This window comes from Brevibacillus sp. HB1.1, from assembly GCF_013332445.1.
GTDB classification, from domain to species: Bacteria; Bacillota; Bacilli; order Brevibacillales; family Brevibacillaceae; genus Brevibacillus; species Brevibacillus porteri.
Genome location: NZ_JABMIV010000001.1, coordinates 788,360 through 814,808, shown reverse-complemented (window position 1 = coordinate 814,808; position 26,449 = coordinate 788,360). Strand labels below are relative to the sequence as shown.

At 46.8% G+C, this 26,449-nt stretch carries 30 protein-coding genes and 1 riboswitch; of the genes, 20 read left to right on the top strand and 10 right to left on the bottom strand.

The genetic code is table 11. From position 1 onward, the window contains the following. Position 1: 1 nt before the first annotated feature. Positions 2-1,135, top strand: coding sequence for an N-acetyldiaminopimelate deacetylase (locus HPY27_RS03990; RefSeq protein ID WP_174224386.1), 1,134 nt, complete (start codon positions 2-4; stop codon positions 1,133-1,135). On the opposite strand, the gene HPY27_RS30330 is transcribed toward HPY27_RS03990, so the two are convergent. Continuing rightward, the gene (locus tag HPY27_RS30330; RefSeq protein WP_256436311.1) at positions 1,110-1,244 is read right to left on the bottom strand and encodes a hypothetical protein; all 135 of its coding nucleotides are present in this window, start codon (positions 1,242-1,244) and stop codon (positions 1,110-1,112) included. The two genes, HPY27_RS03990 and HPY27_RS30330, sit on opposite strands and share 26 nt — an antisense overlap. A 163-nt stretch (positions 1,245-1,407) precedes the next feature. Between HPY27_RS30330 and HPY27_RS03985 the strand changes: the two genes are divergently transcribed. Both HPY27_RS03985 and HPY27_RS03980 read left to right on the top strand, forming a co-directional pair. After that, on the top strand, positions 1,408-2,007 hold the full coding sequence (locus HPY27_RS03985; protein WP_173622220.1) for a hypothetical protein: 600 nt from the start codon (positions 1,408-1,410) through the stop codon (positions 2,005-2,007). Positions 2,008-2,119: 112 nt separating this feature from the next. After that, complete coding sequence (locus HPY27_RS03980) at positions 2,120-2,482, top strand: DUF4912 domain-containing protein (RefSeq protein ID WP_017249616.1); 363 nt, start codon at positions 2,120-2,122, stop codon at positions 2,480-2,482. A gap of 256 nt (positions 2,483-2,738) precedes the next feature. On the opposite strand, the gene HPY27_RS03975 is transcribed toward HPY27_RS03980, so the two are convergent. Beyond that, positions 2,739-3,152 (bottom strand): glycoside hydrolase family 73 protein, encoded by a 414-nt coding sequence (locus HPY27_RS03975; RefSeq protein ID WP_254612805.1) that lies wholly within the window; start codon positions 3,150-3,152, stop codon positions 2,739-2,741. Positions 3,153-3,264: 112 nt separating this feature from the next. After that, positions 3,265-3,693 carry a DUF1885 family protein gene (locus HPY27_RS03970; protein ID WP_017249614.1) on the bottom strand — a complete coding sequence of 143 codons (429 nt, stop codon included), beginning with the start codon at positions 3,691-3,693 and terminating at the stop codon, positions 3,265-3,267. Between the two features lie 180 nt (positions 3,694-3,873). Here HPY27_RS03970 and HPY27_RS03965 point away from each other — a divergent pair, with 180 nt between their 5' ends. The 5 genes from HPY27_RS03965 (at position 3,874) to HPY27_RS03945 (ending at position 7,940) form a co-directional block, all read left to right on the top strand. Further along, positions 3,874-4,422: a MarR family winged helix-turn-helix transcriptional regulator gene (locus tag HPY27_RS03965; protein ID WP_007723208.1), complete on the top strand. Its 549-nt coding sequence runs from the start codon at positions 3,874-3,876 to the stop codon at positions 4,420-4,422. A 78-nt stretch (positions 4,423-4,500) separates the two neighbouring features. Then, a complete protein-coding gene (locus HPY27_RS03960; protein ID WP_015892160.1) occupies positions 4,501-4,800 on the top strand; it encodes a DUF3055 domain-containing protein in 300 nt (99 codons plus the stop codon). A 108-nt stretch (positions 4,801-4,908) separates the two neighbouring features. Then, entirely contained in the window at positions 4,909-5,706 is a 798-nt protein-coding gene (locus tag HPY27_RS03955) for an alpha/beta hydrolase (protein WP_174224385.1), read from the top strand. 118 nt (positions 5,707-5,824) lie between these two features. Then, positions 5,825-5,950 carry a GapA-binding peptide SR1P gene (locus HPY27_RS03950; protein WP_007723214.1) on the top strand — a complete coding sequence of 42 codons (126 nt, stop codon included), beginning with the start codon at positions 5,825-5,827 and terminating at the stop codon, positions 5,948-5,950. Positions 5,951-6,053: 103 nt separating this feature from the next. Beyond that, positions 6,054-7,940: a TolB family protein gene (locus HPY27_RS03945; protein ID WP_017249611.1), complete on the top strand. Its 1,887-nt coding sequence runs from the start codon at positions 6,054-6,056 to the stop codon at positions 7,938-7,940. 69 nt (positions 7,941-8,009) lie between these two features. Here the strand turns inward: HPY27_RS03945 and HPY27_RS03940 are convergent, their stop codons facing one another. Both HPY27_RS03940 and HPY27_RS03935 read right to left on the bottom strand, forming a co-directional pair. Continuing rightward, positions 8,010-9,947, bottom strand: a complete 1,938-nt coding sequence (locus tag HPY27_RS03940; protein WP_174224384.1) for a beta/alpha barrel domain-containing protein — start codon at positions 9,945-9,947, stop codon at positions 8,010-8,012. 119 nt (positions 9,948-10,066) lie between these two features. Next, positions 10,067-11,539 carry an aminotransferase class I/II-fold pyridoxal phosphate-dependent enzyme gene (locus tag HPY27_RS03935; protein WP_017249609.1) on the bottom strand — a complete coding sequence of 491 codons (1,473 nt, stop codon included), beginning with the start codon at positions 11,537-11,539 and terminating at the stop codon, positions 10,067-10,069. A 166-nt stretch (positions 11,540-11,705) separates the two neighbouring features. On the opposite strand from HPY27_RS03935, the gene HPY27_RS03930 reads away from it, so the two are divergent. Beyond that, positions 11,706-12,665 (top strand): NAD(P)H-dependent flavin oxidoreductase, encoded by a 960-nt coding sequence (locus tag HPY27_RS03930; protein ID WP_174224383.1) that lies wholly within the window; start codon positions 11,706-11,708, stop codon positions 12,663-12,665. Positions 12,666-12,749: 84 nt separating this feature from the next. On the opposite strand, the gene HPY27_RS03925 is transcribed toward HPY27_RS03930, so the two are convergent. Next, positions 12,750-13,385 (bottom strand): YktB family protein, encoded by a 636-nt coding sequence (locus HPY27_RS03925; protein ID WP_173622216.1) that lies wholly within the window; start codon positions 13,383-13,385, stop codon positions 12,750-12,752. A gap of 231 nt (positions 13,386-13,616) precedes the next feature. On the opposite strand from HPY27_RS03925, the gene HPY27_RS03920 reads away from it, so the two are divergent. The 3 genes from HPY27_RS03920 to HPY27_RS03910 all read left to right on the top strand — a co-directional run bounded on the left by HPY27_RS03920 (position 13,617) and on the right by HPY27_RS03910 (position 15,893). Beyond that, the gene (locus tag HPY27_RS03920) at positions 13,617-14,216 is read left to right on the top strand and encodes a hypothetical protein (protein WP_017249605.1); all 600 of its coding nucleotides are present in this window, start codon (positions 13,617-13,619) and stop codon (positions 14,214-14,216) included. 227 nt (positions 14,217-14,443) lie between these two features. After that, entirely contained in the window at positions 14,444-14,950 is a 507-nt protein-coding gene (locus HPY27_RS03915; RefSeq protein WP_017249604.1) for a DUF4446 family protein, read from the top strand. Positions 14,951-15,296: 346 nt separating this feature from the next. Next, positions 15,297-15,893: a hypothetical protein gene (locus HPY27_RS03910; RefSeq protein ID WP_007723238.1), complete on the top strand. Its 597-nt coding sequence runs from the start codon at positions 15,297-15,299 to the stop codon at positions 15,891-15,893. 111 nt (positions 15,894-16,004) lie between these two features. Here HPY27_RS03910 and HPY27_RS03905 read toward each other — a convergent pair whose 3' ends face one another. Continuing rightward, entirely contained in the window at positions 16,005-16,499 is a 495-nt protein-coding gene (locus HPY27_RS03905) for a GNAT family N-acetyltransferase (RefSeq protein ID WP_017249602.1), read from the bottom strand. A gap of 332 nt (positions 16,500-16,831) precedes the next feature. Between HPY27_RS03905 and speD the strand changes: the two genes are divergently transcribed. Then, a complete protein-coding gene (gene speD / locus HPY27_RS03900) occupies positions 16,832-17,233 on the top strand; it encodes an adenosylmethionine decarboxylase (RefSeq protein ID WP_007723244.1) in 402 nt (133 codons plus the stop codon). A 79-nt stretch (positions 17,234-17,312) separates the two neighbouring features. On the opposite strand, the gene HPY27_RS03895 is transcribed toward speD, so the two are convergent. Then, positions 17,313-17,924 (bottom strand): YhcN/YlaJ family sporulation lipoprotein, encoded by a 612-nt coding sequence (locus tag HPY27_RS03895; RefSeq protein ID WP_174224382.1) that lies wholly within the window; start codon positions 17,922-17,924, stop codon positions 17,313-17,315. 139 nt (positions 17,925-18,063) lie between these two features. Here HPY27_RS03895 and typA point away from each other — a divergent pair, with 139 nt between their 5' ends. After that, positions 18,064-19,905 (top strand): translational GTPase TypA, encoded by a 1,842-nt coding sequence (gene typA / locus HPY27_RS03890; RefSeq protein ID WP_017249600.1) that lies wholly within the window; start codon positions 18,064-18,066, stop codon positions 19,903-19,905. A 67-nt stretch (positions 19,906-19,972) separates the two neighbouring features. On the opposite strand, the gene HPY27_RS03885 is transcribed toward typA, so the two are convergent. After that, positions 19,973-20,446: a glutathione peroxidase gene (locus tag HPY27_RS03885; protein WP_174224381.1), complete on the bottom strand. Its 474-nt coding sequence runs from the start codon at positions 20,444-20,446 to the stop codon at positions 19,973-19,975. A 231-nt stretch (positions 20,447-20,677) separates the two neighbouring features. Here HPY27_RS03885 and HPY27_RS03880 point away from each other — a divergent pair, with 231 nt between their 5' ends. The 3 genes from HPY27_RS03880 (at position 20,678) to HPY27_RS03870 (ending at position 22,860) form a co-directional block, all read left to right on the top strand. Continuing rightward, entirely contained in the window at positions 20,678-21,004 is a 327-nt protein-coding gene (locus tag HPY27_RS03880; RefSeq protein WP_017249598.1) for a YlaH-like family protein, read from the top strand. 10 nt (positions 21,005-21,014) lie between these two features. Next, on the top strand, positions 21,015-21,290 hold the full coding sequence (locus HPY27_RS03875; protein WP_174224380.1) for a hypothetical protein: 276 nt from the start codon (positions 21,015-21,017) through the stop codon (positions 21,288-21,290). 190 nt (positions 21,291-21,480) lie between these two features. Then, positions 21,481-22,860, top strand: a complete 1,380-nt coding sequence (locus HPY27_RS03870) for a hypothetical protein (protein WP_174224379.1) — start codon at positions 21,481-21,483, stop codon at positions 22,858-22,860. A 9-nt stretch (positions 22,861-22,869) separates the two neighbouring features. On the opposite strand, the gene HPY27_RS03865 is transcribed toward HPY27_RS03870, so the two are convergent. Beyond that, positions 22,870-23,211 carry a DUF5665 domain-containing protein gene (locus HPY27_RS03865; RefSeq protein ID WP_007723262.1) on the bottom strand — a complete coding sequence of 114 codons (342 nt, stop codon included), beginning with the start codon at positions 23,209-23,211 and terminating at the stop codon, positions 22,870-22,872. A 137-nt stretch (positions 23,212-23,348) separates the two neighbouring features. On the opposite strand from HPY27_RS03865, the gene HPY27_RS03860 reads away from it, so the two are divergent. The 3 genes from HPY27_RS03860 to HPY27_RS03850 all read left to right on the top strand — a co-directional run bounded on the left by HPY27_RS03860 (position 23,349) and on the right by HPY27_RS03850 (position 26,443). Continuing rightward, a complete protein-coding gene (locus tag HPY27_RS03860) occupies positions 23,349-23,807 on the top strand; it encodes a pyridoxamine 5'-phosphate oxidase family protein (RefSeq protein WP_174224378.1) in 459 nt (152 codons plus the stop codon). 74 nt (positions 23,808-23,881) lie between these two features. Beyond that, positions 23,882-24,001, top strand: a riboswitch (SAM riboswitch). Positions 24,002-24,095: 94 nt separating this feature from the next. Then, positions 24,096-25,259, top strand: a complete 1,164-nt coding sequence (locus HPY27_RS03855; RefSeq protein WP_174224377.1) for an aminotransferase class I/II-fold pyridoxal phosphate-dependent enzyme — start codon at positions 24,096-24,098, stop codon at positions 25,257-25,259. After that, positions 25,256-26,443, top strand: a complete 1,188-nt coding sequence (locus HPY27_RS03850; protein ID WP_174224376.1) for a trans-sulfuration enzyme family protein — start codon at positions 25,256-25,258, stop codon at positions 26,441-26,443. The genes HPY27_RS03855 and HPY27_RS03850 overlap by 4 nt, the downstream gene beginning before the upstream one ends. Positions 26,444-26,449: the final 6 nt, after the last annotated feature.

Here is a 26,449-nt window from a genome sequence, read left to right as displayed (position 1 = left end):
CATGACGACTTCCTTGTTTACACAAATTCGCCGAGACTTGCACCAAATACCGGAGCCAGGCTTCGCTGAAGTGAAGACACAACAATACTTGCTGGATTATTTGAAAAAGCTGCCCCAGGAGCGAATCGAGATCAAAACGTGGCGGACAGGCATTTTGGTCAAGCTGGCAGGAACAAGGCCAAAACGATTAATTGCCTGGCGGACGGATATGGATGGCCTGCCGATCGTAGAGGAAACGTCCTATCCGTTTCGCTCGCTTCATGAAGGATTCATGCATGCATGCGGTCATGACATGCATATGGCAATTGCTCTTGGCCTCCTGACGCATTTTACCGAGCATCCGATGGCAGATGATTTGCTGTTCCTCTTCCAGCCGGCAGAAGAAGGTCCTGGCGGTGCGGAGCCGATGATGAAAAGTGAAGAGTTTGCGGGGTGGCGACCGGACTGCATTTTTGCCCTGCATATCGCGCCAGAATATCCGGTCGGTCATATTGCGACGAAGCCAGGAATTTTGTTTGCCAACACTTCTGAGTTGTACATTGATTTGGTTGGCAAAGGGGGGCATGCAGCCTTCCCGCACAAGGCGAATGACATGGTGGTTGCAGGAAGCCATCTTGTGACACAGCTTCAATCGATTATTTCGCGCAATATGGATCCATTGGATTCGGCTGTCGTAACGATTGGCAAGCTGGAGAGCGGAACGAAGCAGAACATCATCGCAGAGAAGTCCAGGCTAGAAGGTACCATCCGAACCTTTTCGATGGAATCGATGGCAATCGTCAAGAGCCGCATTGAATCTCTCGTAAAGGGAGTGGAAATAGGCTTCGATTGCCAGGCAACGATTGACTATGGGGTTGGCTACTGCCAGGTTTACAACGAGGAGCAGTTAACGACAGACTTCATGCAATGGGTACAGGAACAATGTGAAGAAGTAACTCTTATCACCTGCAAGGAAGCCATGACCGGAGAAGACTTCGGTTACTTTTTGAAAGAAATTCCTGGCTTTTTGTTCTGGCTGGGTGTGCAAACGCCGTACGGCTTGCATCATTCTAAAATTGAGCCGAACGAAGACGCGATCGAAGTTGCCATTCGACTGGTCTCCCGGTATTTTACATGGCTTTCGCAACAGGAGTAGCAGGTGTCAGGAACAAAAAAGAGTGGCTGGATAGCCGCTCTTTTTTCTGTGTCATTCCCAGCCGTATTTTCGTCAAGAGTAAGAAGTAGTTACTAACATCTCTGTGCATAAGTCTTTCTTCCTAAGGTTTTTGTGCTTGTGGATAATGTGGATATTGTTGAAAAAACTTATCAGGGCAGCACAACTATTTCCTTTTCCAAACGTATAAACTAGAGAGAAGAAATTTCGGAAAAACAAGCGCTGCCGCGCACACATACAGGAGGATTATTGACATGAAAAAAGCATGGTTATCGGCCTTGTTGGCGTTGACTGTAGCAGCAGGGGTAGGGAGCACTACTGCGGTGGGAGAGGGTGCAATGCGCGTATTTTTCGGTGCGGAAACCGTAGCGAGTGAAATGCCAGCATCCAAGGCCGAATCGATAGAATCAATAGTGAACAAGCTCGGTGGTTTCGCCGATTACGATCAGCAATCTGGCAAATTGCAAGTGATTAAGCCAAACGTAAATATTATTGTGGTCGAAGGAATTCAGCAGACCCGCAATAAAAATGTCGTTTTCAGCAACCCTGTCAAAGGATACAGCGACAAAAATGTGCCTCGTACGTTTAACGTGTTCGTAGAGGTTGATGACGCGCCTGTAGCTAAAGACTTGCGCATGCAACTTGTGTTGATCGGACCGGACGGCAAAGAAGTGTCTAAAGGGAAGGAATGGAAATACTCCACACAAAATGCAAACAGCTTCTATTTTTCTGAGCCTTTTGTATCTACGAAACTCGAAGCATACGGCACTTATAAAGTACAAGTTCAAATGAAATCCGAGAAATTCACTTCTTATGTATCCGTTGGTGAAAATACATTTACAGTTGGGCGTTAAAAATTATGGCTTGGATGCGTTTCCACTTTGCATGTCCCCGTGCTATAATATACGGAAAAGCCAATATACTTGGTAATAGCAAGTACATGAAAGAAAGGAACGATGGGAGCGAATGGAGACAAATCCCCCGCGATCGTCCACAGATCTAGAAGGCCCGAGTATACGCATTGCCTGGAAAGATGAGCAATCCATTCAGGCAGAGTGGAGCATGACGAAGGAGTTCGAGCAAGAAATAGAGCGAAAGTTTGCTATTCCTTTTGCTGAACTACCTTTTGTCCTACGCCTTTTTGATGTGACGTACCGCAAAGAGATCCGAAATGATGGCACTGACCTTTACACTGATTTTGATATCAACCACCTCTCTTCCGAATGGATATTGTACGGAGTGACGCAAGGATTGGAATATTGCGTCGATCTGGGAATTCGGATGGTGGACGGAAGGTTTTATTCGCTGTCCAGGTCTCAAATGATTTGATCAACGTGCTCAAGCAACGTACGACTGAGGCAACTGCATTTTTATACGAAACAGCCCCATTATCCACGAGGTTTATTTGTGGCAATGGGGCTTTTGTTTTTTATTCATGGACTCATGGCTTCTCTCGCTGTCTGTCCAGCAGTCGCAGGGCAACCGCTAAAACAGCCCATACTGGCATTGGTTCGTCTAACTTATTTAGCCATTCAGGCGAGGTCAGCAAGCCCTCCTGTAATGCGCGATTGCCTAGCTCCAATTTCTAGGGAGGAAACGTTTGTGGCCCTTCTGAGGTGAATGAATCGTACTGAGACAAGTTGTACGTCTGAATGAGGCCCGTCAGCTTTTCGGCGTACGCAGGGTCGGTAGCGTAGCCGGCTTCTTCTAAAGCCTGTGCGGCTTGTGCGGGAGTCGTGGCTGCCAGCACGTTTTTATATGCGGGCCTACGTAAAAACTGGGTATGGTCTTCCATGGATTGCTGGTAATTTTCATAAGCGCGGAACTGGGAGGTACGTGTGACCGTTTTTCCGTTTTCCACCTCTTTGCTTTCGATGGTGACAGAGCCGGCAGGTCCCGTTCCCTTTATTCCAAAGAGGTTATACGAGGATGTCCCAGTGGCAGGGTCAACAGGTACTTTTTTACCCCAACCAGACTCGAGTATGGCTTGCGCCTCCATAAGCACACCCCTTTCCACTCTTTGTTATTCGTATGAAAAAAAGAGATCAGGGGGAATAGGCCTGGACATGAAAAAACAGTCGAGATTTCTCGACTGTTTCTCCGTTTTTTCTTTATGGCTTTCGAGGTTGGAAGTATTGAATGCGATTATTGAAGAGATGGAGCTCTGCTTTATAATCACGTGCCAAGTATCGACAGTACTCATTCGCCTTGTTTTTATCGCCATGCGTGGCCGATTCAGGGAGGGACACCTGTATGTAGTGCTTTTCGGAACCGTTTTCATTTTTGCTCCCGACTCCAACAACGATGGCTTTGTACATGTTTGGGTCTTTTCCTTTGAGAAGGAACCACGAGTCCTTTCCTTCAGGGCGTTCTTCTAGGTTGTAAGGGAAAGCGGCGTCAGCATAGGTCCAGCCCAACTGCTTTCCTGTTTTTGAGGTCATGTCAACGTATCGCGTAAACTTGGCTTTCACGTCGTCAATACTTACAGATGCTGCGGTAGAACCATCAACGAAATAGATGTAGGCCGATTGAAGTTTCACGACTGCACTCACTCCTAGTACCGGTATTCTGTGCGTTAAGTGTAGCATTGTCTTCCACTCTTTGGCAATGAGGCAGTTGGCGACCAAAAACAATTGCGCGTTTTTTCTGAAAAGTGTAAAATATATATCATATTTATATGCCGTTAGATGAACGATAAAGGATCATGGAGGAATATACGCATGCAGGAGGCCTCAATTAGACACGTATTCGAAGCTTTAAACACCATGCGCGCCATCGATGTGGTGAACAAAGAAGACTGGGAGCGGGCAGCGAAGGAAGCTGAATTGGATTCCTCCGTACAGTTAAACATTCTCTGGATCATCTACTGTTATGAAGGTGTACGCGTCACGCAAATTGCAGATTGGACCTTCTGGCATCCCTCATCGATTGTCATTCATATCAAGAAATTAATGGAGAAAGGCATGGTGACCATCGAAAAGTCGGAGTTGGATGGGCGTGTAGTTCACGTATACCCGACTGAAAAAGGAAAAGAAGTATTAGAAGCCAGTCGAAGAAGTGTACCAGATATTTTTAGATTGACGTATGCATTGGAGAAAATGGAGGAACGATACAGTACAGCAGTAGTTGAACTGTTCTTTGAATGTCTCTCCTTTGTCGCGCAATCGTTGCATGGTGCAGAAAAAGTGAGATGGATTCAAGAAGGGGAAGACAGGGTCATTAACCCGACGCGTCTGGTAAATGATGCTGTTTGGGTGGCAAAAACGTGATTTTTCGCTTATACTAGTGAATAATCCGAATATTTCACGAAGTTCGGAGGCCAAAATACTGTTGAGGAGGGATTGCTGATGGAGCACTACGACCACTTATACGACGTTTCGGAGAACGCTAATGTACGTTTCCTCGGTTTTATTTCAGAGGGAACTCGCTACGACTTTGGCATGGTATTTACACACAAGTTTTATGGGAAGCCGTTGGTGATCTGTATGCAGACAGGGCAATCGACTCTTCTCAGTTCTGAAGATGCAGTGAATCCAGGATATCTGCAAAAAATTTTCAGACTGGATTCAGAGAACGAGGCAGTCGCACTTGCTGAGTTTTTCCAGGAGCATTTACCATCCATTCCATTTGAAGAAAATCAGTATTAGGTAACGAGCAGAAGTTTATCTTCTGCTCGTTTTGGTTTTTCAGTAAAATACGGCCTTCCGTTTTTTAGTATAATCGAAAGAAATCAAGCAGTAGGAGGAACAGTGGGAATGGGTGTACATAAATGGTCGGCCAAAGATTCTCGGGGAGCGATTGTGCTCGTCCATGGAACGGGAGAGCATCATGGGCGCTATGAGCATGTAGCGGCTTATTTCAATCAGGCAGGCTGGGACGTATATGCGGAAGATTTGCCGGGATGGGGGCGCTCTCCTGGGAGACGGGGGCATATTCAATCATTCGAAGACTATTTGTCCCGTGTACGGGAGTGGACGAGTACCGCGCTTGCCGATGCGTCAGGAGAGAAGCCTGTATTTTTAATGGGGCATAGTCTGGGTGGTCTCATCGCGACTCGCTTTATTCAGGCGGATGAGCGGAGTAAAGAGTTGGCAGGGTTAATTCTCACATCTCCATGCTTGAAACTGAAACTGACTGTACCGGCGTGGAAGGAGCAATTGGCACAGTTTCTCGATCGGGTCTGGCCAACACTTGTCATGCCTAATGGAATCACTCCCGACATGGTATCGCGTGACGAAGCTGTTCAGGCTGCTTATCAGAACGATCCACTCAATTATTCCAAGGTAAGTGTCAGATGGTTTACAGAATTGAACCGCTCGATGGAAAAGGCGTGGGAGGAAAGAAACCAAATCAAGCATCCTGTCCTTGTTTTGCAGGCTGGTGCTGATACATTGGTTGATGCGGATGCAGTGGAGCAGTTTACAGCGGGCCTTCCAGACAGACAGACTTTTGAACGATTCGCGGGCTTGCGGCACGAAATTTTGAATGAGCCTGAAAAGGAAGAAGTCTTGCAAAAAATCGTGAACTGGTTGAATGACAATATTTCAAATTAATGTGACATACTAATTATCGACAAATGCATCTTGACTCCGAATGACGTGGCATATTAAGATGAATGTAACATAACATTTGTAGTAATATGTGAATCAATTGAATGCGGAGGGGACATAGATGGGAACTATCGTATGTCAGACTTGCGGAACCATCATCGAGCATTTTGAATGTAATTCAGTGAAAACGCTTTATGCGGTGTGCAACTGTGACTGCCGACCTGGTGAAAGACAGGAAAAAGAATAAATAGTCAACAGGCCTATGTTGAGGCCTGTTTTTTTTGACAACCTTTTCCGCATGGAGGATAATGGAGAAGTGTGAAAATCGCTGCAAAAGGAGGAATTGTGTCATGAAGCGAAAACCGATACAGGGAATGCTGGCCGCTGCACTTTTGGTCACATCTCTGTGGAGCGGGACACCAGCGCTTGCTTACAGTATTGGTGATGAAGAAAAAATAGACGGTAGTCAGCCATCAATATCCTCAGCAGGATATGATATATCAAAAAAATATGCGGTATGGATGGTTGAAGGTGGGCAAAGAGTAACACTCTACAACCTTGATAAAGGTAACCAGAGCGAAATAGGTGACAAGGAATCAGAAAAGACGAATCCAAAGGTCGATGGAGATTACGTCGTATGGATTGATTCCCGAGATGGCGGTTCAGATGTCTATTTGTATGACATTGTGAAAGAAAAAGAAATCCGTTTGACAAGTGGTTCTGCTTCGGTCGATGGCTTGGAGATTGCCGATAAAAATGTTGTTTGGACAGAAAACGGCGATGTTTATCTACATAAAATTTCTACTGGAGATACAGAGATCGTATCAGCGAGTGGAAAAGCAAGCAACCCGGTGGTAAGCAGTGGTTATGTTGCTTGGGAAGATGATCGTAATGGCAATGATGACATTTATTACTATGACATCAAAGCAAAGCAGGAAAAGGCTGCCGTTACTGCTAAAGGGGATCAAGGGCGTCCAAGCATTTTCTCCAATCAAATCGTGTATGAGCATCAATCGGCTGGCGACCTCTATTCCTATTCCATCAGTAACGGTAGAATTAAGGAATTGACTGATGATGCAAACGAACAGCAAAATGTACATTTGTATCAAGAGGATTATGTCTATTCTGACAATAATGACTTGAAATATCGTGAGCTTGGCAAAACGTCTGGTAAAAAGATCGCGAGCAATCTGTACGGTGAGACCGGACCGAAAATTTATGGCGATTTCATCTTATTCGCGAAAAAAGATAGCAACAAAAAGCTCCAACTCCACCTGTATGACCTGGACGAAAAGGAATTAGTTCCGATAGGTAATGCAGGCGGGAAACCAAAGGAGCCAAGTGCTCATGATCGTTATGTAGCGTACGTAACCGAGTCTAAAAAAAATAATACGATCGTTTTCTACGATGTCGAAAATAAAAAAAGTAAAGTCATCAGTAATCCAGAACATGATTCTGTTCGCCCTGTTGTAAGCTCGCGTTATGTTGTCTGGTATGACGAGCATGAAGATGCACTCTTCTCCTACGATATTCGTAAAGACACTCAAAAGCAGATTACACATGAAGATGATGATCAAAAACCGAGTGAGAAGCTTTATGAGATTGACGGAGAGCGTCTGTTATGGGTAAATATCGATGGCAAAACAGAAGTGATCATCACAGATCTAACGACTGGAAAGCATACGGAAGTTACGACGGTGAGAAATGAACCATTAAGTGTTGATATTTACAAAAACTACGCTACCTGGGTAGTGGAAGAAGGCTCAAAGAGTGCAAGCATCGTACTCTACGATATCGAAGAAGATGACGAGACAGAAATCCGCGATAATGTAAAAGTAGAGAAAGCAGAAATCGGCGATAACTTCGTTGTTTGGAGCGAAGATACAGGCAATTCCAAAACCGGTTGGGATTTGTACTATTACAACATCGACCGTCAAAGAGTCAATCCGTTGCTACGTTATATGGATGGTGACCAGAAAAATCCACAGGCTTCACGCAATATGATTTTGTATGAAGACAATCGTCTGTCCGCAAAAAGCAAGGAATTCTACTATGAGCTGTATGATTTCGAAGAGGATTCCTATAGCAATATTGAGTGGGATGATGATGCGGAGATGGAAAATGCTCGCATCGGTGGAAATCGCGTTGTCTGGGTCGATGAGCGTGATAAAGACCCATATGTATACACGGTGGCATTCGCTCCAGGTAATGATGATGACGAAGATGACGAAGACTGATTCTGCACAATAGTAGTCAGGCTTTTATAAAGAAAAACAGACGAAAGGAATTCTTTCGTCTGTTTTCTTTTATGTCCGGCATAAATACGGCTTCAAAAGTACAAGTGCTACGAAAAATAAAATGACTGCGACATAAGCAGGCAAGAGATGAATAAAATCGACATAGCCAACAGTAAAATGTATGCCTATGCCAGAAATAAAGCCTGGAATGCCTGCTAAAAACAATGTCCACCAAATCCACGCTTCTCCTCGTCTGATACCCCAAAGGCTAATCAGTAAGACGGCCAGGCCATTCGAAACTAAGGCTCCGCCAAAGCCAGCACGGTCATGAGCAATCACCGGAATTAATCGCTCATTGTAAGACTGCAAGGTATCAGCTGATACACAGAGAAAGACGAGGTCGGAAGGAATGAAGACACCTGTGACGCCGATGATCGAAATGATGATACCAGCCCCTGTCAAACCAAATCCGATGATGACAAAGAGCAATTGTCCCCATAGAGCCATTCGCCAATCCTGATCATTGTGAAGCTGAGGCGGTAGGCGAGTCAAATGAACCTTTGCAGGTGCTCGTAATGCGAGCAAAAACATGGGGAACAACACGAGCGCTAAAATCGCGTGCAAGTAATCGAAGTATCCGTATCCAATAAATAAAAAGAAGCTGGAAAATCCAACAGCACCGGAGACGAGCAAGATGGTCCGCGTCCAGTGAATGTCTTTGCGTAGACCATGGTAAGCCAGTTGACTATACAAAATTCCGATGGATATCATCGTTCCTGCCAGACTAATCCGATCGTGTGACATAAAAGAGAGGATTTGCGCATTTAAGAGTGCAAGCTGGTCGGCTGACATCCCGAGAAAGCGTTCGTCGTAGGGGAGGACGACGGTTGTTGCGGCGACCAGCCAAGCAAGTGCCCCACCAATAATCATGCCCACGCCCAACAAGAGTCCCCATATCCAAGAAGGAAATAAAAAAGCAGGTCGCTTTTCTTGAGGAGCGTCAGTGTCTGGCTGTGTTTGCAAGATGGCTTCGTTAATTCGTTTTGGCAAGCCAGGGCCAGAATAGACCAAGCCACTGTGCAACTGTACAAAATTGGCACCCGCTGCCAGAAGAGTCAGAGCATTTTGTGGCTCCAGAATACCACCTGATCCAATGATAAGGGCATCTGACCACTGTTCCCGTGCCCAGGAGACAAATTTGACGGCTTGCTCGTGTGAACTCCTCCCCGTGATGTAAACAGAGTTGTTCGCGCATGGTGAATTTTCCTGAATCGTGCCTCCAGCGACAACGAAGCCGTTGAGTCCTGCTTCTTTTGCCGAGGTAAGAATCGGGAGTGCTTCCGCTTCTGCAAGACTCGGTGGGATAGCCAGCAAGAGTGGCATATCCGTCTTGTTACGCAAACAGGAGAAATGTTCCTTCCACGCTGTATGGCTCCATTCTGGTTGTCCCATATTCGCCCGCGTATCTATTGTGAAAAATGAACAAAAACGCTCCAATCTGGCGATCAGCTCCTGAAGCTCTTCTGTGGCATCTCTCAGGCTGGCCTCTGGTCGGCAGGCCAATCTGACTCCGATAGGAATTTGGATGCCAGAAGCCCCCTCCAGGCGCCTCTCAAGGGTATATATACCATTATTTTCCAACGGACTGGAATAGTGGATATTCATCGCGGCAATGTCACGTTGAACGGTGCCGTCAGAATCAATCGGTTCTTTGGACACAGGCCCCAGCTCTAGAAACCCGAAGCCGAATTTGGACAGCGCCTGAATGGCGATGCATTCCGTGTCCAATCCGGCACCCAACCCGACTGGAGTAGGGAACGTGACTGGACCAATTGTTTTGGAGAGCTGTGAGGGAGGCTCCATATGTCCCATCCATTCGATGATGTACGGACCACCCGGAATTTTTGCCAAAGTGCCGATTGACTTCAAGGTAATAGAACGGGCCCGTTCGGGTGGCATGAGAAAGAGAAGTGGCCGAAACATCGTTTGATACGACCAGTCTGGCATGGCAGCATAGCCCACCTTTCCTGATTTTTCCCAATTCCATCTTATCTTAAAGTGTTTGTATAAAAAATAAAAAAAGCTGCTCTCTTGTGAAAGAGGCAGCGTTTTTTGGTTCGGATCGCTTAGCCAGAAATGGCAGTTTGTCTTTTTACGACTTTGATCGTTTTCAATGTCTCATCTTCAGGACCTTGTACGGGTAATCCGACTCGGATGTTTTCCTGAATGTACGCGATATTTTCCTCGGTGATTACCTCCCCAGGAAGGAAGATCGGGATACCTGGAGGATAGACCATGATGAACTCAGTGATGACTCGACCTGCTGCTTCCGCCAACGGAATCGTCTCTGTTTCTGCATAGAATGCTTCTCGAGGGGTGGTGGACAGTACAGGGATATTCGGCAGTGAGATGGTCGGCTTCTCTTCTGCTTGTACGTGCGAAAATTCAACGGACAGATCACGCAATCCATTTACCAGCGTGCGGATGGATTCTTCCGTATCGCCCGCAGTAACGAAGCAGAGGATGTTGTACAAATCGCTCATCTCTACTTCAATGTTGTACTTGTCACGTAGCCAGTTCTCGACTTCCCATCCAGTGATTCCGAGATCGCGTACGTGGATGAGGAGCTTGGTTGGGTCCATCGCAAAAGTCGCAGGCTTTCCGAGAATCTCTTTGCCAACGCAGTAGATGCGCGGGATTTCGTTAATCATATCGCGTGCTTTTGCTGCCAGTTCCATCGCTTCGTCCGCGAGCATTTTCCCGTTGAGGGCCAAATGCTGACGCGCCATGTCTAACGATGCGAGGAAGATGTAAGAAGTCGAAGTCGTCGTGAGCATACTCATGACCGTTTTCACCCGATCGACATCAACGAGGCCTTCCCGTACATTCAAGATCGATGTTTGGGTCAAAGAGCCACCCAGCTTGTGTACGCTGGTTGCTGCCATGTCGGCACCTGCTTGCATAGCCGAAATCGGCAGTTCCTCATGAAAATGAATATGCACACCGTGAGCCTCGTCTACCAATACCGGAATTTCATAGTTATGCGCAGCCCGCACGATCTCACGCAGGTCACCTGCAATACCGAAGTACGTTGGGTTAATCACCAACAGGGCAGCAGCATCAGGATGGGCTTCCAGTGCTTTTTGCACAGCCTTCACTGTGATCCCGTGAGAAATACCCAGACGCTCGTCCATTGCAGGGTGAATAAAGATTGGGATTGCTCCAGCGAAAATAACCGCCGACATAATCGATTTGTGTACGTTACGCGGTACGATAATTTTGTCGCCAGGACTGCATGTCGCCATAATCATCGCCATGATGGCACCGCTTGTTCCTTGCACGGAAAAAAATGTATGGTCAGCGCCGAATGCCTCGGCTGCCAAATCTTGTGCTTCTTTAATCATTGCCTTTGGGTGATGCAAGTCATCCAATGGCGCAATGTTGATGAGGTCTATCGAAAGAGCGTTGTCCCCGATGAACTCGCGAAATGCCGGATGCATACCCATACCCTTCTTATGGCCCGGAATGTGAAATTGAATCGGGTTCCGGTTGGCGTGCTCCAACAACCCGCTGAACAAAGGAGTTTTCATTTGTCTCACTACGATCGCCTCACTTTACTAATCAAGAATAATAAGGGGAAAAACAAACAAATTGAGTATAGCAAAATAGGGGGGGAAAGCAAGCGAATTTTTATTCATGTTTACGAGTGGTGGCAGGAGTTTGGCCTGTAAGCCGAGAAGGTCATTTACATGGGGTGATAATTGGATGAAAACGAGAGTAACGGAGCTACTTCAAATTACATATCCGGTCGTTCAAGGTGGCTTGGCTTATTTGGCTTACGCAGACTTGGCTGCTGCTGTGTCAAATGCCGGGGGACTCGGTCAAATTACGGCTATGTCCTTGCCATCGGCTGAAGCACTGCGGGAGGAGATTCGCAAAGTCCGTGCATTGACGGATAAACCATTTGGTGTGAATTATGCAATTGGTCAACACGGTCGGCCGTATGAAGCAATGCTGGATGTGGCGATTGAAGAAAAAGTGGCAGCTGTTTCGGTAACAGGAGGCAATCCAGAGCCGCTGCTGCGCAGACTCGATGGTCATCCCATCAAAAAGCTTGTTTTGGTTGCGTCTGCCCGTCAAGCACAAAAAGCAGAATCGATTGGCGCGGATGCTGTGATGGCTGTTGGTCAAGAAGGTGGGGGGCATCTGGGACGAGATGATATTGGGACGTTCGTTTTAATTCCGCGTGTGGTGGATTCTGTGAAAATTCCGGTATTGGCTAGTGGTGGTATCGGCGATGGTCGGGGGATTTTGGCAGCGCTTTCACTTGGTGCAGAAGGTGTGGAGATCGGGACGCGATTTATTGCGACGCAAGAATGTGTCCATGCGCATTCTGCCTACAAAGAGGCGTTGGTTGCTGGAACCGAGCACGATACCGCAGTTATCAAGCGAACACTGGGGACACCTGCCAGGGTCGTTCGTACACCAGGCTCTGATCATATTCTCCAATTGGAAAAAGAAGGGGCAGGCTACGAGCAGTTAAAGAGCTTCATCAGTGGAGAGAACAATTGCACATTTATTTATGAGGGCGACAGCCAGCGTGGCTTTGGTTGGGCAGGTCAGGTTATTGGATTGATTGATGATGTACCAAGTGTCCAGCAATTGTTTGACCGCATGTTTGGCGATGTGAACAAGTCGTTGGATCGACTGCGGTCTTTTTCCTAAAACAAAAGAACAGGCCTGCGTTTTTCAAATGAAAGCGGACCTGTTCTTTTGCATATAACTTAACTAAAGAAAGCGGGAGGCGGTCTATCCACGAGAATTTCCTAAGGTATAGAGCTTACTCAACACGCCAAATGTTTCTTCGAGACGACTCACCAATGCTTCTCCGTCTGCTAGGATTGGATCATGACGGTCAATGGTAATACCACAGAGCAACTCCGCTTTTTTTACCTGTGCCAGCCTGTCCACCAGCTTTTTCACGCCAGCAGTGCCCAGCTCTTTTTGAGAAGTGCTTGCTGGTTGCATATGATCTGGAGACCAGTGAAAATGCTCCGGAACCATCGCGATGACCTCATCTAGACGCTTGTTAAACGCATGACTGATGATCTCTTTGGAAGGAGACTCGTAAATTACCGCGTACCAAACAAACAAATGTGTTCCCCACAAGCCGATTTGAAAGTGCGGATGTTTTTTGTAACCGCGTTTATCATTAGCCCAGGCAACCCACGTATCAGCTGGTGGGTTCACCGTACGGCGTGCATGCTTTGCTATGTGTGTAAACATTTCATCTCCGGTTGCTACAGAGAGAAAAGGCGCAAAATGTTGGCTGAGTACTTCGAATTTAGGACGGATATTGGTTTTGATCGCGTCCATCCGAGCATCCAGTCCATCAATGGCAAAAACATCAAAATCTTCTTGACGAAAGCCTGGAAACGTTAGCATGTAACAAACACCTCTTTTAAGCATCATCGAACCCCACTGGAAAGAAAAGGGCGATCGTCCCCGTCAAGGGAGCTTGGAATCCTCCATATGATATCATACCATCCAGGAAAAAAATACATGCCGAGTTTTATGAATAGCAAAACCAAAGCCTGAATAATATGATATACCACTCACTCCCTTGCGGCTAATTTGATATCTGAGTATTCTGTCAACGGGAGGGGCCTGTAGAAGATGAATCTCGGCATGGAGTTGGAGTATTTTCATTTAGCAGTTTGGTTTGACCGCAAAACATTGCACGCGATGGTGCAGGCCCTGGTGGAAGCAGGGGTGAGCGTCACGTGGAAAGAATCTCCCGAGCAGTTTCACCTCCTCGTGAACACCACAGATGGCCGATCCGACTGGAAAATGCAGCGTTTAAACGGGTCCTATAAGCTGCACATTACCGGCATTCCTGTCAATGATTCGCGGGTGGCACTTGTACTTTACCACTTCGTAGAGCGGGCAAAAGGGCATGCCATGATCAAGGTCACTTTTGAAGAGTGCGTCTTGCTGAAGCAAATCCAGTACGGAGAAGTTATCAGAATAGTGGAATTAAAAGGAGCTGAGAAAAAAGTGATCTATGAAAAATTTTGCAATGTAACGATGGATCAGGTAATTGCCGCGATGAAACGACGTGACTCGGAAGAACGCATCCCGGTGCTGCGTCTGGAGTTGGATTATGAACTGGCGACGTTGTATGACGCAATGCAAGCCAAAGACCAAAGTCAAATGAAACAGTCCACAGAGCGATTAAAACAGCTCCGTCGGGAAATGTTGCTTTTGGAAGCGTAGGCAGACTGGAGGATAGCCAAAGGACGATGAGTTTGACACAAACGAATACGGAATGAAAAAGCGACATCTCAAACAAATGAGGGTGTCGCTTTTTTTGGTTTGACCGTCGCTTATTTAGTAATTGTTGTTTTTATGAAAGACTTGTTTGAATGGGAGGCCCGGCGGTTGTACAATAAAGAAGGTTTTTGACAGCATATTTACGCACGCACCGGAAAGGAAGAAAAGTTTTGGAAGCATTCCTATCACAAATCCCCAATGTAGCGATCCTGCTTTTAGCCGTCATCGCATTGACACTGATCCTATTATGGATGGTGATTATGCAGTCTGTCCGGATTAGTCGATTGAGGAAATCAATCAACCGGATCATGACAGGGACGGGAGGAGCCAATCTCGAGGAAGGCTTGCACAGACTGCTGGATCAGGTAGAGGAAATGAAAAAGCAGCATAGCGATCAGCAGTTTGCCATCAATCGTCTGTCACAGCGAATGGCAGCGCAATGTGGCAAAGTAGCGATTATCCGTTACAATGCCTTCGGGGATGTCGGCAGTGATCTTAGCTTTTCGCTGGCGGTAACAGATGACGCTGGGAACGGTGTCGTGATCACCAGCATTTTTGGACGAGAAGAATCTCGCGTGTACGCCAAGCCGCTTGAGCAAGGGACATCGAGCTACCATTTGTCTGAAGAAGAACAGGCTGCGATCAAAAAAGCGATGACCTCAACTGCAGGGATATAAGTCCCTCTGAATTTCAATGAAACAGTAAGCATATGAATGAATCAGGGAGTTCTTTTCATTTCCCTGCGTCTGATTGCGGATATTCCGGTTTTTTGCTAAAATTCATCGTCATTTTGCTCAAGACTTTTGAAGGCACCTGAGGTATAATAAAGATGTCAAAAATGGCTTTTTTGCGAAAAACAAAAAGTAGGTGATCCGCCTTCATTACCCAAATCGATTTTCGATTCGCGGGGCAAGGCCAGGTTCTACAGCGTTCTTTTGTTGACACTTAGCGTATCTCCTCTGATTTGGATAACTGTTCGGTCGTATTCGGCCCATGCAAACCAAAAGAATTGAGGAGATATTTATGGCACAGCGTTTAGCAACTAATTACGCCAAGGCCTATTTCACGGTGAATGAAGAAGAGCTGAACCAGTTCGTTTCGCTTTTCACCAATGAACACATTTCAGTCCAAGTCAAAGTGTGTGACAATGGCGATCGTGACGTAATCCTGAATGACAAGAACGGCGAAATTCAATTGAGTTTCTGTCGGGTTGGCAGCCGCTACTCATGCGACAGCTCGTATCTGATCCGAGATAGGCAGCTGGCAAATGCCATGAGAAAAGCAATGAAAGCGTTCCGAGGCTATGGGATTGTCCACCGGATTTATGACGGCTTCACAATGGTGTATCACTACGATCAAGGATCGGTTGTGAGCATTCAGGAGCTAACCGGAGACGAAGAAGTGTCCATCTTTGAAAATAACTCTCTGCATATGGCCAATGAGCTGGAGGCTTTGTTCCAGCAGGATGGCAGCGAGCAGGAGATTGAGTCCTTACGTCAAGAAACGGACCGATGGCTGGATTTGCGTAATTGGGCAAAGAGAACTGCCCCGGAAAAACTTCCAGCAATTGATGTTCGATTAGTAACGTTATCGCGACGTCTATTTGAATTAGAAGTTTAGAAAAAAGGGTGCCTGAGGCGCCCTTTTTTATGTATGTGATCACACAGCGAATAACAAAAAGCGGGTTTCCTCCTGACCAGAGGTGCCCGCTTTTGCTTTTTTGCCCTTCACTTAGCGCAATTGTAATGGTTTGCTCATATTGTACCAAATAGCTCCAGCATGATCTGAGCTGGAAACACCGTTGTTGAAGTATCCCTGACTTTCATAGTAGCCAATCAAATTTTCCTTACATGTCAGCGTGATCGTCTCACGACCGGCCACTCTTGCTGATGCTTCCAGGTGTGTGAGGAGCATGGAAGCAATGCCTCGTTTTTGAAAAGCGGGAGAAACCGCTAGTCCTAGGATGGTTTGATGCCCGCCCGATGCCGGATTTTCTTTAATTGCTTGAAACAAATCATCCGTAATGAAGGGGGTTTCGATAACGGGTCCATTCACCAACCCCGCAATAACGCCATCCTCTTCCGCTACAAAAAAACTGTCTGGAATCAATCGAATGCGTTTCTCAAATGCTTCCTGTGTCGCAGCCTCTTCTGGTGAAAAGCAAAGCTGCTCGATGGCGATCAGTGCTGGCAAATCTTCTGCTTTGGCATTGCGGATAGTGATCATGTGTTCCGATCCTCTCCATTCTTGTTCGTTTTCCTTTCTCGGAAAGTTTAGAATCTTACCTGTTTGATGTCAACGAGAGCGGCTTGTAGCAAGGGGGCGCCTTCATTCTGTCGAGCGTTTGATCAATTTATTTTTATAGTTCTTGTTTAATCTTGAAAAAGGGTATTGTCAAACTAGGCCGATGCATGGTATTGTTGTTTTCGTTGGAAACAGGATTAGGAACCAGGATTCACTTTAAAGGGTGGATAACAACGGAAACCGCCCCCGTTAGTGAATGACGCAGGTCCTAGCGATGTTTAACATTACACTCGTTAGGAAGGGGGAACCGAAAGATGGAATATTCGACTTTCGGAAGACACGTTGCTGTTGACACATGGGGAGTTCAGTTTGATTTGTTGAACGACGCAGAATTTTTGAAAAAGGAAATGATTGAGGCTGCTGAGGCATGCGGTGCTACGGTACTGAGTGTGCAAGCGAAGCAGTTTTCTCCTCAGGGTGCTACCGTACTGGTTCTTCTCTCGGAAAGCCACCTGTCCATTCACACGTATCCTGAGCGCGGCTTTGCTGCTCTGGATTGCTACACGTGTGGGGAAACCGTTGATCCGCAAATCGCCATCGACTACTTGGTATCCGTGCTGAAGCCGGAAAAAACTTACGCGAAGAAATTAGTTCGTGGTTTGGGTGAACTGCAAGTTGTTGAGCCAGAAATGAAGCTGGTTGAAGCGGCAAAGTAAGTAACAAATGGAAAAGTTTTCAAGAGGTGCGGGCTCATTCCGCACCTCTTTTATATGGAGCTTCGATTCCTATTTGTCATCATGGAGTGACAGTAGGAATTCTGCGGCCAATATCGTGGAGCAGAGAACGAAATTCCGTGGATGTATTGGAGATCTGGCTTTTCATGTCGGGTCTCACATCGACTTGATTGGTCCGATGCGTCGCTTCTTCATAAATATCTGCATGGATGGCACGAATCCGGTCAAATGTCCCTGCGTCGGAGGCTACTTGGATCGAGAAGTTGGGAACACGTGAACGAACGGCTGAGTGGACTTGCTGTTCAATTATGCGCGTTTGCTCAGGGCCAAAATTTTTCCGAACACGAATTCCGATAACGGCATCTGTGCCGCTCACGAGAACAGTAGCACGTTCTACACCAGGTACGTCATCTGCGACCGTGGTGAGCTGTTCAGCTAAATCCTGATTAAAACCATTGACCGTATATCCGTTTCGATAATTGCGGGCATTGATTCCGCCAGTGTAGGCATGATAATCATGAGCGAGGCTTGTCCGTGCACCTGGGGCTTGCTGATAGGTGGTACTTTGTGTGTGCGCTTGATTTTTTGGATGGCTGTTCGAGCTTGCGCATCCAGTCATCATGGTTGCGATCATAAGCAAGCCAACCAAATATTTCGGGCCGTACCGTTTCATACGTATGTCACCTCCATTTTTCTTAGTATGACGAAAATAAAGTCCCTTACTCTGGAAGTGGCTCCCGTAAAAAACTGCCCATTGTGCCGCGTTTCACTACCTGTTAATATGGAAGGTATGCATAATAGAGGAGGTTCACATGAAGCGTCTTGACATACGCAACATTGCAATTATTGCCCACGTTGACCACGGAAAAACCACGCTGGTTGACAAACTTTTGATCCAATCGGGCACATTCCGCTCGAACCAACAGGTAGAAGAGAGAATGATGGACTCTAACGACCTGGAGCGCGAGCGTGGAATTACGATCCTGGCGAAAACCACTTCTGTCAAATACAATGATTTCACGATTAACATCTTGGATACACCAGGCCATGCTGACTTCGGTGGCGAGGTTGAGCGTATCATGAGCATGGTGGATGGCGTTCTGTTGATCGTCGACGCCTTCGAAGGCTGTATGCCACAAACACGCTTTGTATTGAAAAAAGCGCTGGAAGCAAAAGTTACCCCTATCGTTGTCGTGAACAAAGTAGACCGCGACAATGCACGTCCTCAAGAAGTTATCAACGAAGTGTACGACCTGTTCATTGATCTGGATGCGACGGAAGACCAGCTGGAATTCCCAATCGTATATGCTTCCGGTCTGCAAGGGATTGCAGGACTTGAGCCAGATAAGCTGGAAGGCGACCTTCGCCCACTGTTTGACACCATCGTAGAGCATATGCCTGCTCCTGACGCAGACGAATCTGCTCCGCTCCAAATGCAAGTAACCATGCTGGATTACAACGACTTTTTGGGTCGTATCGGGATTGGCCGCATCTATCGCGGTACTATGAATTTGAATGAAATGGTATCCGTCACTACGCGCGAAGGCGAAGTGAAAAAAGCGCGGATTCAAAAGCTGTTCGGTTTCTCCGGTCTGCAACGTGTTGAGCAAAAAACAGCAAGAGCGGGAGATATCGTAGCGATTTCTGGTATTGATGATATTAACGTAGGGGAAACGGTTTGCCACGTTGATCATCCTGAGGCATTGCCACTCTTGAAAATTGACGAGCCTACCCTGCAAATGACATTCCTCGTGAACAACAGCCCGTTTGCTGGTCGCGAAGGTAAGCACGTGACTTCCCGCAAGCTGCGTGATCGTCTGATGTCTGAGCTGGAGACAGATGTATCTCTGCGTGTAGATGAAACAGATTCGCCAGATGCGTATGTGGTTTCTGGACGTGGTGAATTACACTTGTCCATCTTGGTAGAGAACATGCGTCGTGAAGGCTTTGAGCTGGGTGTGTCCAAGCCTGAGGTTATCATTCGTATGATCGATGGACAAAAAATGGAACCGGCTGAGCTGTTGATCATTGATGTACCTGAGGAATACACAGGGCCGGTTATGGAGACATTGGGTCAACGTAAAGCCGAGATGGTTAACATGATCAACAACGGCTTCGGACAAGTTCGTCTGGAATTCATTATTCCATCCCGTGGTTTGATCGGATATCGTACAGAGTTCTTGACGATTACACGCGGTTACGGTATTCTCAACCACTCTTTTGACAGCTATCGTCCACTTGTACCAGGAGCGGTAGGAGGACGTCACGCAGGGGTACTTATTTCCCACGAGACAGGAACAGCTACCACGTACGGCTTGATGTCCGTAGAGGATCGCGGAACGATGTTCATTCACCCAGGTACAGAAGTATACGAGGGCATGATCGTGGGCGAGCATAACCGTGACAACGATCTTGTTGTTAACGTATGTAAAGAAAAGCATGCGACCAACGTACGTTCTGCGACCAAGGATGAGACTGTCAAAATGAAGGCTCCTCGCATGTTGTCTTTGGAAGAGGCATTGGAATATCTGAACGACGATGAGCTGTGCGAAGTAACACCTCAATCCGTTCGTCTGCGCAAAAAATATCTGAACAAATCAGATCGTGAGCGCTATGAGAAGCAAAGACGCTATGAAGCACAACCGCAAGCGTAAGATAGAAAAGAAAAGAACGCCACTTGATCCTGTTTGGGATGAAGTGGCGTTTTTGTTTGGGCTGTCCTTACAACAGACTTTCAATAGCAGCGATGAGCTCTTCAGGTTGAGTACGAGCACTGATGCGTTTTACAACCTGACCGTCTTTATCCACGAGGAATTTGGCGAAGTTCCATTCGATATCTGGATTTTCTTCGCTCGGGGCATGTTCCTTCAAGTACTGATACAACGGGTGAGTATCAGGACCATTGACATCGATCTTTGCAAACAGCGGGAACGTCACGCCGTAATTTCGATCGCAGAACGTTGCGATTTCTTCTTCTGTTCCTGGCTCTTGTCCAGCGAACTGGTTGCAAGGGAAGCCGAGAACAACGAGACCTTTATCCTGATAACGCTCGTACAGCTCCTGTAGCCCTTTGTATTGAGGAGTAAGGCCGCATTGGCTGGCGACGTTTACGATTAGCAGGACATGCCCTTTGAAGGCAGCTAACGTCTTTTCTTCTTCGGAAATGGTTTTGACGGCAATATCATACAAGCTCATCTTATTCCCACCTTTTTCTACTGACATATCTTCATCATAGCATGTACGGCGAAATTCATGCCAGCAACATGGAAGAGCCTACCGTTTTTTGACACAGAATCCACCACCTGATAAAGTAAGAAAGATAGCGTTTTCCTAAGAAAAAAGGAGTGACTATTCGTTTCATTCCGCCTATGAGGTGGCATGTGAAGCGGTAGGAGTTTCACCGCTTGAAGACAGGAGAGATAAGTGATGGACTGGATACAAATCGCATCAACCTATGTGCCAACGAATCCAGATCAGCTCACCGCATATGACAGCTTTCGCATATGGGCTGATAAATATCGAGCTTGGATTTTGTTTGTGGAATTAATTATCGTCTATTATCTTGGCTTTGCTACCCGTATCCGTATGCCTATTTTGAAAAACGTGCTCTTGTACATCCTTTTGTTTGCTGGAGCTCTCATTTTCGCTATTTTGGATGTGCAGCTTCCTGTGAAAAGTGCAATGTTCGTAGCGATTGCGATTCTCGTGATTGTAAAGGTACGGATCAAGCCGGAGCAAACTGGGCGAAAGTGAGGAGAACCGAGTGAAGCGTGAAGATGCACTTTTTAACTGGCTCCAAATTCAAGTGGTTGCCGATGCGCGACCAGAAGACCGCTCTGCTTTGGATACAGCTGCTTTTTTCTTGCAATTGCTGCAAGAGGATCATCAAATGAGCGATATCGGCTATCGTCAGGAAGGCAGCTGGTACGTGCTATTTGGGAACGCTGATTCACAGTCCTTGGAAGTGCGATACCCTGCTGAATCAGTCGAAGCTTTATTGGCCGCGATTGAAGGCGAACCCAAGTACAACTGCAACTAAAGGGACAAAGACTCCCCTCCACTTGCCGAAATGATTCGGAAGTTGGGTGGAGTTTTTTTGTATCAAGCGCTTTTTGTAGGTAATAAGACGCGGTTTCTTGGAGGATGCAACTTTTGAAAATGATTTCCCGTCAATATTCATGCCCCAAGCAACCAGGGGGATTTTGCCAGACTAGAAGGGGGAACTACCATTGAAAAAGTACATGACCAAGCCCGTATTAGCAGTGGTGACAGCTGCAGGTATTCTTGGCTGTTTGACGCCAATTTTTGCCGATGCAAGCTCGATTGCTAGTCCAAGTGCCACAAAGGTAGTCATGAATGACGAAGGGAAACAAGTAACGCGCTACAATCTGAAAGAACTTGCCCAAAATGATCCAACCACGTTGAACATGCTCTTGAAGAATCAAGCGGATCACTTGTACATCATTGTAGAAGAAATCAACTTGAATACGAAACTGCAAACCTATATGGAAGAAAACAAAGCGGAGTGGGAGCGTATTTACAACGAGTACTACGGCGATATTTGGCTGGAAGTGCGCTTGACAGACAATGATGAAGAAATCGTGAGCGTAAATGCCAAGACTGAAAATAACAAGGTGTACATAAAGGGGATTGTGACTTCGGATGTCACCAAGGTGGTTGTGAAAAAGCCGAATTCCGACATTATTGAAGTCGTTCCGACCAAGGAGCACTCTTTTACGGTCAGCTTTGAAGCTCCAGATGCATCCTATGAACCGTATGTAACTGTGAGTGCCTATGAAGGCAGCAAGCTGGTCGATAGCGAAAAAGTAAAGATCGTACCAAAAGCAGAAGAAGATAAGGAAATGATCATCCATACCATGTCTGTATTGGATGCGAAGAAAAAGGAATTAAAAGTAAAAGGAATTGTCAAGCAAGGGGCAGACAAAGTAACTGTCACCTATAATGGCGTGAAAAAAGACGCAAACGTGAAGAAGCTGTGGGACGGCGTAGGCAGCTTCACAGTTTCAGTAAAGGATGTACAAGCAGCAAAAGATCAAAAAGCCTTGATCGAGATTTACGAGGATGGCAAGAAGGTTGATTCCGAATCCGTTCAGGTAGAAATCGTTAACGCTCCTGACAAGGATCAAGCGACCGTATATGCCATTAAGGCGACTGCTGTAAACAATCCTGCCGCCAAGTCCATTCAAGTGAAGGGGACAGTAAGCGGCTGGAATAAAAAGGACGACACTGAATTGTACGTGATCGCTCCTGACGGGAAGAAAAAAGAGATTAAACCAAATGACAAAGGCGAGTTTTCGCTGACATTGTCGTACAAGAATCATTCCTTTAGTGCCAAAACCATTCAATTCGCATTGTATGAAGATGATAAGCTGGTTAAGAAAGCTGACGTTGCATTAAGCACAAAAGTCATTGTCGAGCCTGTGAAGCCAACAGATGAGGATAAAGACGATGAGGATGACAAAAAGAAAAAAGAAAAAGGGAAGCAGAAAGATAAGCATCCCAACGGCAACGCGTATGGCTATTGGAAAAAGCACGACAAACATCATGATGACGATGAAGATGACGATCGTGACGACGACAGAGACTAGTCTCTAGCGTTAAGGCCGCTGCTTGTAAGTCTCGACGTACTCCACCAATTGTCTGATGTAATCCCCCAGAATAGGGATGGAAAGAAATTGCGTCAAGAGGGAGCCGAGGAAAGCCAAAACGATAGCAGTACCAATCGTCAACCCCAGACCCCGGGCAAGACCTGCGAGGAAATTGATCCAGAGCAGCTTGCGCGGGGCTGTGTAATTTTGGATCACATCTGCTAGTCGGATATCTTCCAGGAACATCGCAATTTTATGCATCCGCTCATTTACCTTCCGAACTTCCTGAAGCTCTTCAAGGACTTGATCAATTTGCTGCATGAGGCGGTCTGTAGGCGACAAGCTGTCCATCCCCTTCCATCATTCGGTATCGTTATTACCAGTCTAGGGAAAAAGACAACCAGAATCAAGGTGAAGAGGAAACGTTTGCCTATCAGCTAGGCGAAGGGTAAAATGAACGTACAAAACGTTTGTTAGGAGGCTTTGAAATGGCTGAAACTGTTTCCCAATCTCTTTCTGAAGATTTATTCAAGCTCTTGCAAAAGGAGCGTTTTGTTACCTTGGGCACAGTAGACCATGAGTCAGGAGCACCATCGCTCAGCTCCTTGTCCTGGACGTATGCTGTCACCGCCGATACGATTCGTTTTGCCGTGGATAATCGCTCACGTATTTTGGCTAATATTGCGAAGGAACCGCAAGTTGTCTTGCATTTGATCGGTGCCGGCTCGTCTTTCGCCATTAATGGTCGTGCTTCTGTCAAAACAGACCGACTGGAAGGCGTTCCGCTCAAGCTGGCCATGGCAGAAATCAAAATTGAGGCTGTTCGTGATATTATGTTTTACGGTTCCCGTATTTCCGTAGAACCACAATATGAAAAGACGTATGACAAAAACGCGGCAGCGAAGCTGGACAATCAAGTGATGACCGCCTTGAAAGATGCAAATTAACGGGTGGAAATAAATTGTTGACAAGAATCCTGCCGATCCTTTAGTATTAGGGTCAATCAAATTGAATAGCAATCTTCTTATCCAGAGCGGCGGAGGGACTGGCCCGATGATGCCCGGCAACCAATCACCTGTATTTTAACAGGGAGATAATGGTGCTAATTCCTGCAGAGTTATCAAACTCTGAAAGATGAGAAGGATTTGCTTACGGTGACGTAAACAAAGCCTTCTTTCAGAGGAAAGAGGGCTTTTTTGATGCCCTCGTACACTATTGGAGGGAGAGAAACAGACATGAATTTGGAAACGAAATTGATTCAGGCGGGAGTAGGCAGAGATGAAAAAACAGGGGCGGTGAGCTTTCCTGTTTACTATGCAACGGCTTATCGCCATCCGGCCTTGGGCCAGAGCACTGGATACGATTATACACGCACAGCTAATCCTACTCGCACTATTTTGGAGGAGACCATCGCTGAAGCGGAATCAGGAGATGCAGGTTTCGCTTGCGCCTCAGGAATGGCTGCTGTTCATACCGTCATGGGCTTGTTTTCCCAAGGGGATCATCTGATCGTTTCACTCGATCTGTACGGGGGAACCTATCGATTGTTCGAGCAAGTGCTCTCTCGCTATGGTCTGACGTTTTCGTATGTGGATTTGCGTGACATTGGTGCACTCAAAAATGCGATTCGCCCTGAGACAAAGGCGATCTTCGTCGAGACACCAACCAATCCGCTCATGCAGATTACCGATATTCGAGCAGTAACGCAATTGGCGAAACAGCACGGGCTCCTTACGATTGTAGACAACACATTCTTAACCCCGTATTGTCAACGCTCACTAGAGCTTGGTGCAGATATCGTCTTACATAGTGCAACCAAGTATTTGGCAGGACATAACGATGTGCTGGCTGGACTCATCGTAACAAAAGGGGAAGAGTTGTCGGAAAAAATCCGGTTTTTGCACAATTCAATCGGTGCTGTACTTGGACCACAAGATTGCTGGCTTCTCGTTCGCGGGATGAAAACATTGGCATTGCGGATGGAGCGTCATCAATCCAATGCCTTGATTGTAGCGAAAAAGCTGCGTGAGCATCCGGCAGTGGCGGAGGTATTTTATCCAGGTCTACCAGAGCATCCGGGGCATGAGATACAGGTGAATCAAGCGACTGGGCATAGTGGGATGGTATCGTTCCGCGTACGCGATGTAGAGCAGGTGGGATTGTTCCTGCAAAATCTGCAAATCGTGTCCTTTGCGGAAAGTCTGGGTGGTGTCGAGTCATTGTGTACGTATCCGGCAACGCAGACTCACGCCGATATCCCGCAAGAAGTCAGAGAGCATGTCGGTGTTTGTGATCGATTGTTGCGACTGTCGGTTGGCATCGAGCATCCAGATGATGTCGTAGCCGATTTGTTTCAGGCATTGAATGCTAGTTTGGTCGTAGGGGGGAGTGTACGATGAATTTTGCAACCAAGATCCTCCACGGTTCGACTTGCATTGACCCGTTCACAGGTGCGTCGTCGGTTCCGATTTATCAAGCTTCGACGTTTCATCAGGCTGATATCGATCAGCCAGGTACATTCGATTATGCCAGGTCAGGGAATCCGACCAGGCAGGCTTTGGAGGAAGCCATTGCGTCTCTGGAGGGAGGCGCACGCGGTTTCGCGTTCTCATCTGGCATGGCTGCCATATCCAGCGTTTTCATGTTGTTTTCAGCTGGAGACCATGTTGTAGTGGCGGAAGATGTATACGGTGGCACGTTTCGGTTTTTGACCAAGGTATTATCGAGAATGGGCATCTCCGTTACGTTCGTGGATGCAACAAATACTGATTCCGTTCGTGCGGCCATTACATCGGCAACGAAAGGGGTTTACCTGGAGACCCCCTCCAATCCTACCTTAAAGGTGACAGATATTGCAGCGGTTTCTCGTATCGCGAAGGAGCACGGCTTGCTCGTCATTGTCGATAATACGTTCCTTACCCCGTATTACCAGCGGCCATTGGAACTTGGCGCAGATGTGGTCATTCATAGTGCAACGAAGTTTATTGGAGGGCATAGCGACGTCGTGGCTGGCCTGGCCGTTACCAGGGAGGCTGCGTTAGGGGAGCAGCTCTACTTTATCCAGAATGGCATGGGAGCGATTTTGGGTGTGCAGGACTGCTGGCTGGTGATGCGTGGACTCAAAACATTGAAAGCCCGATTGGATGTCAGCACGAAAACAGCCGCGAGCTTGGCCAACTGGTTGTCATCGCATCCACAAATAAGCCGCGTTTACTATACAGGACTGGAGGATCATCCCGGTCATCTGATTCAAACACAACAAGCGACTGGTCATGGGGCTGTTCTTTCTTTTGATGTAGGGAGTCGGGAGCGAGCAAAAGCGTTGTTTGATCGCGTAAAATTGCCGATTGTGGCTGTCAGCCTCGGGGCAGTGGAAACGATTCTCTCGTACCCAGCTACGATGTCACATGCAGCGATGCCTACTGAGGAAAGAGCTGCAAGGGGAATCACAGATGGCTTGATCAGGTTGTCAGCTGGCTTAGAGGATTTCGATGACTTGGTAGCAGATTTGAAGCAAGCTTTGGATCATTTGCCATCTGAAGCACCAGTCCATAAAGAAAAAGAGGTATTCTCCCGGGCTTAAATCCGG

What these genes read in the sequence shown, in the direction of transcription:
- HPY27_RS03865 (WP_007723262.1), bottom strand. Translation starts at nt 23,211, where the DNA reads ATGGACAGCTTGTCGCCTACAGACCGCCTCATGCAGCAAATTGATCAA.
- HPY27_RS03985 (WP_173622220.1), top strand. Translation starts at nt 1,408, where the DNA reads ATGAAAAAAGCATGGTTATCGGCCTTGTTGGCGTTGACTGTAGCAGCA.
- HPY27_RS03980 (WP_017249616.1), top strand. Translation starts at nt 2,120, where the DNA reads ATGGAGACAAATCCCCCGCGATCGTCCACAGATCTAGAAGGCCCGAGT.
- HPY27_RS03930 (WP_174224383.1), top strand. Translation starts at nt 11,706, where the DNA reads ATGAAAACGAGAGTAACGGAGCTACTTCAAATTACATATCCGGTCGTT.
- HPY27_RS03950 (WP_007723214.1), top strand. Translation starts at nt 5,825, where the DNA reads ATGGGAACTATCGTATGTCAGACTTGCGGAACCATCATCGAGCATTTT.
- HPY27_RS03885 (WP_174224381.1), bottom strand. Translation starts at nt 20,446, where the DNA reads ATGAGCTTGTATGATATTGCCGTCAAAACCATTTCCGAAGAAGAAAAG.
- typA (WP_017249600.1), top strand. Translation starts at nt 18,064, where the DNA reads ATGAAGCGTCTTGACATACGCAACATTGCAATTATTGCCCACGTTGAC.
- HPY27_RS03880 (WP_017249598.1), top strand. Translation starts at nt 20,678, where the DNA reads ATGGACTGGATACAAATCGCATCAACCTATGTGCCAACGAATCCAGAT.
- HPY27_RS03855 (WP_174224377.1), top strand. Translation starts at nt 24,096, where the DNA reads ATGAATTTGGAAACGAAATTGATTCAGGCGGGAGTAGGCAGAGATGAA.
- HPY27_RS03945 (WP_017249611.1), top strand. Translation starts at nt 6,054, where the DNA reads ATGAAGCGAAAACCGATACAGGGAATGCTGGCCGCTGCACTTTTGGTC.
- HPY27_RS03975 (WP_254612805.1), bottom strand. Translation starts at nt 3,152, where the DNA reads ATGGAGGCGCAAGCCATACTCGAGTCTGGTTGGGGTAAAAAAGTACCT.
- HPY27_RS03940 (WP_174224384.1), bottom strand. Translation starts at nt 9,947, where the DNA reads ATGCCAGACTGGTCGTATCAAACGATGTTTCGGCCACTTCTCTTTCTC.
- speD (WP_007723244.1), top strand. Translation starts at nt 16,832, where the DNA reads ATGGAATATTCGACTTTCGGAAGACACGTTGCTGTTGACACATGGGGA.
- HPY27_RS03910 (WP_007723238.1), top strand. Translation starts at nt 15,297, where the DNA reads ATGGCACAGCGTTTAGCAACTAATTACGCCAAGGCCTATTTCACGGTG.
- HPY27_RS03960 (WP_015892160.1), top strand. Translation starts at nt 4,501, where the DNA reads ATGGAGCACTACGACCACTTATACGACGTTTCGGAGAACGCTAATGTA.
- HPY27_RS03920 (WP_017249605.1), top strand. Translation starts at nt 13,617, where the DNA reads ATGAATCTCGGCATGGAGTTGGAGTATTTTCATTTAGCAGTTTGGTTT.
- HPY27_RS03955 (WP_174224385.1), top strand. Translation starts at nt 4,909, where the DNA reads ATGGGTGTACATAAATGGTCGGCCAAAGATTCTCGGGGAGCGATTGTG.
- HPY27_RS03905 (WP_017249602.1), bottom strand. Translation starts at nt 16,499, where the DNA reads ATGATCACTATCCGCAATGCCAAAGCAGAAGATTTGCCAGCACTGATC.
- HPY27_RS03925 (WP_173622216.1), bottom strand. Translation starts at nt 13,385, where the DNA reads ATGCTAACGTTTCCAGGCTTTCGTCAAGAAGATTTTGATGTTTTTGCC.
- HPY27_RS03990 (WP_174224386.1), top strand. Translation starts at nt 2, where the DNA reads ATGACGACTTCCTTGTTTACACAAATTCGCCGAGACTTGCACCAAATA.
- HPY27_RS03850 (WP_174224376.1), top strand. Translation starts at nt 25,256, where the DNA reads ATGAATTTTGCAACCAAGATCCTCCACGGTTCGACTTGCATTGACCCG.
- HPY27_RS03895 (WP_174224382.1), bottom strand. Translation starts at nt 17,924, where the DNA reads ATGAAACGGTACGGCCCGAAATATTTGGTTGGCTTGCTTATGATCGCA.
- HPY27_RS03860 (WP_174224378.1), top strand. Translation starts at nt 23,349, where the DNA reads ATGGCTGAAACTGTTTCCCAATCTCTTTCTGAAGATTTATTCAAGCTC.
- HPY27_RS03965 (WP_007723208.1), top strand. Translation starts at nt 3,874, where the DNA reads ATGCAGGAGGCCTCAATTAGACACGTATTCGAAGCTTTAAACACCATG.
- HPY27_RS30330 (WP_256436311.1), bottom strand. Translation starts at nt 1,244, where the DNA reads ATGCACAGAGATGTTAGTAACTACTTCTTACTCTTGACGAAAATACGG.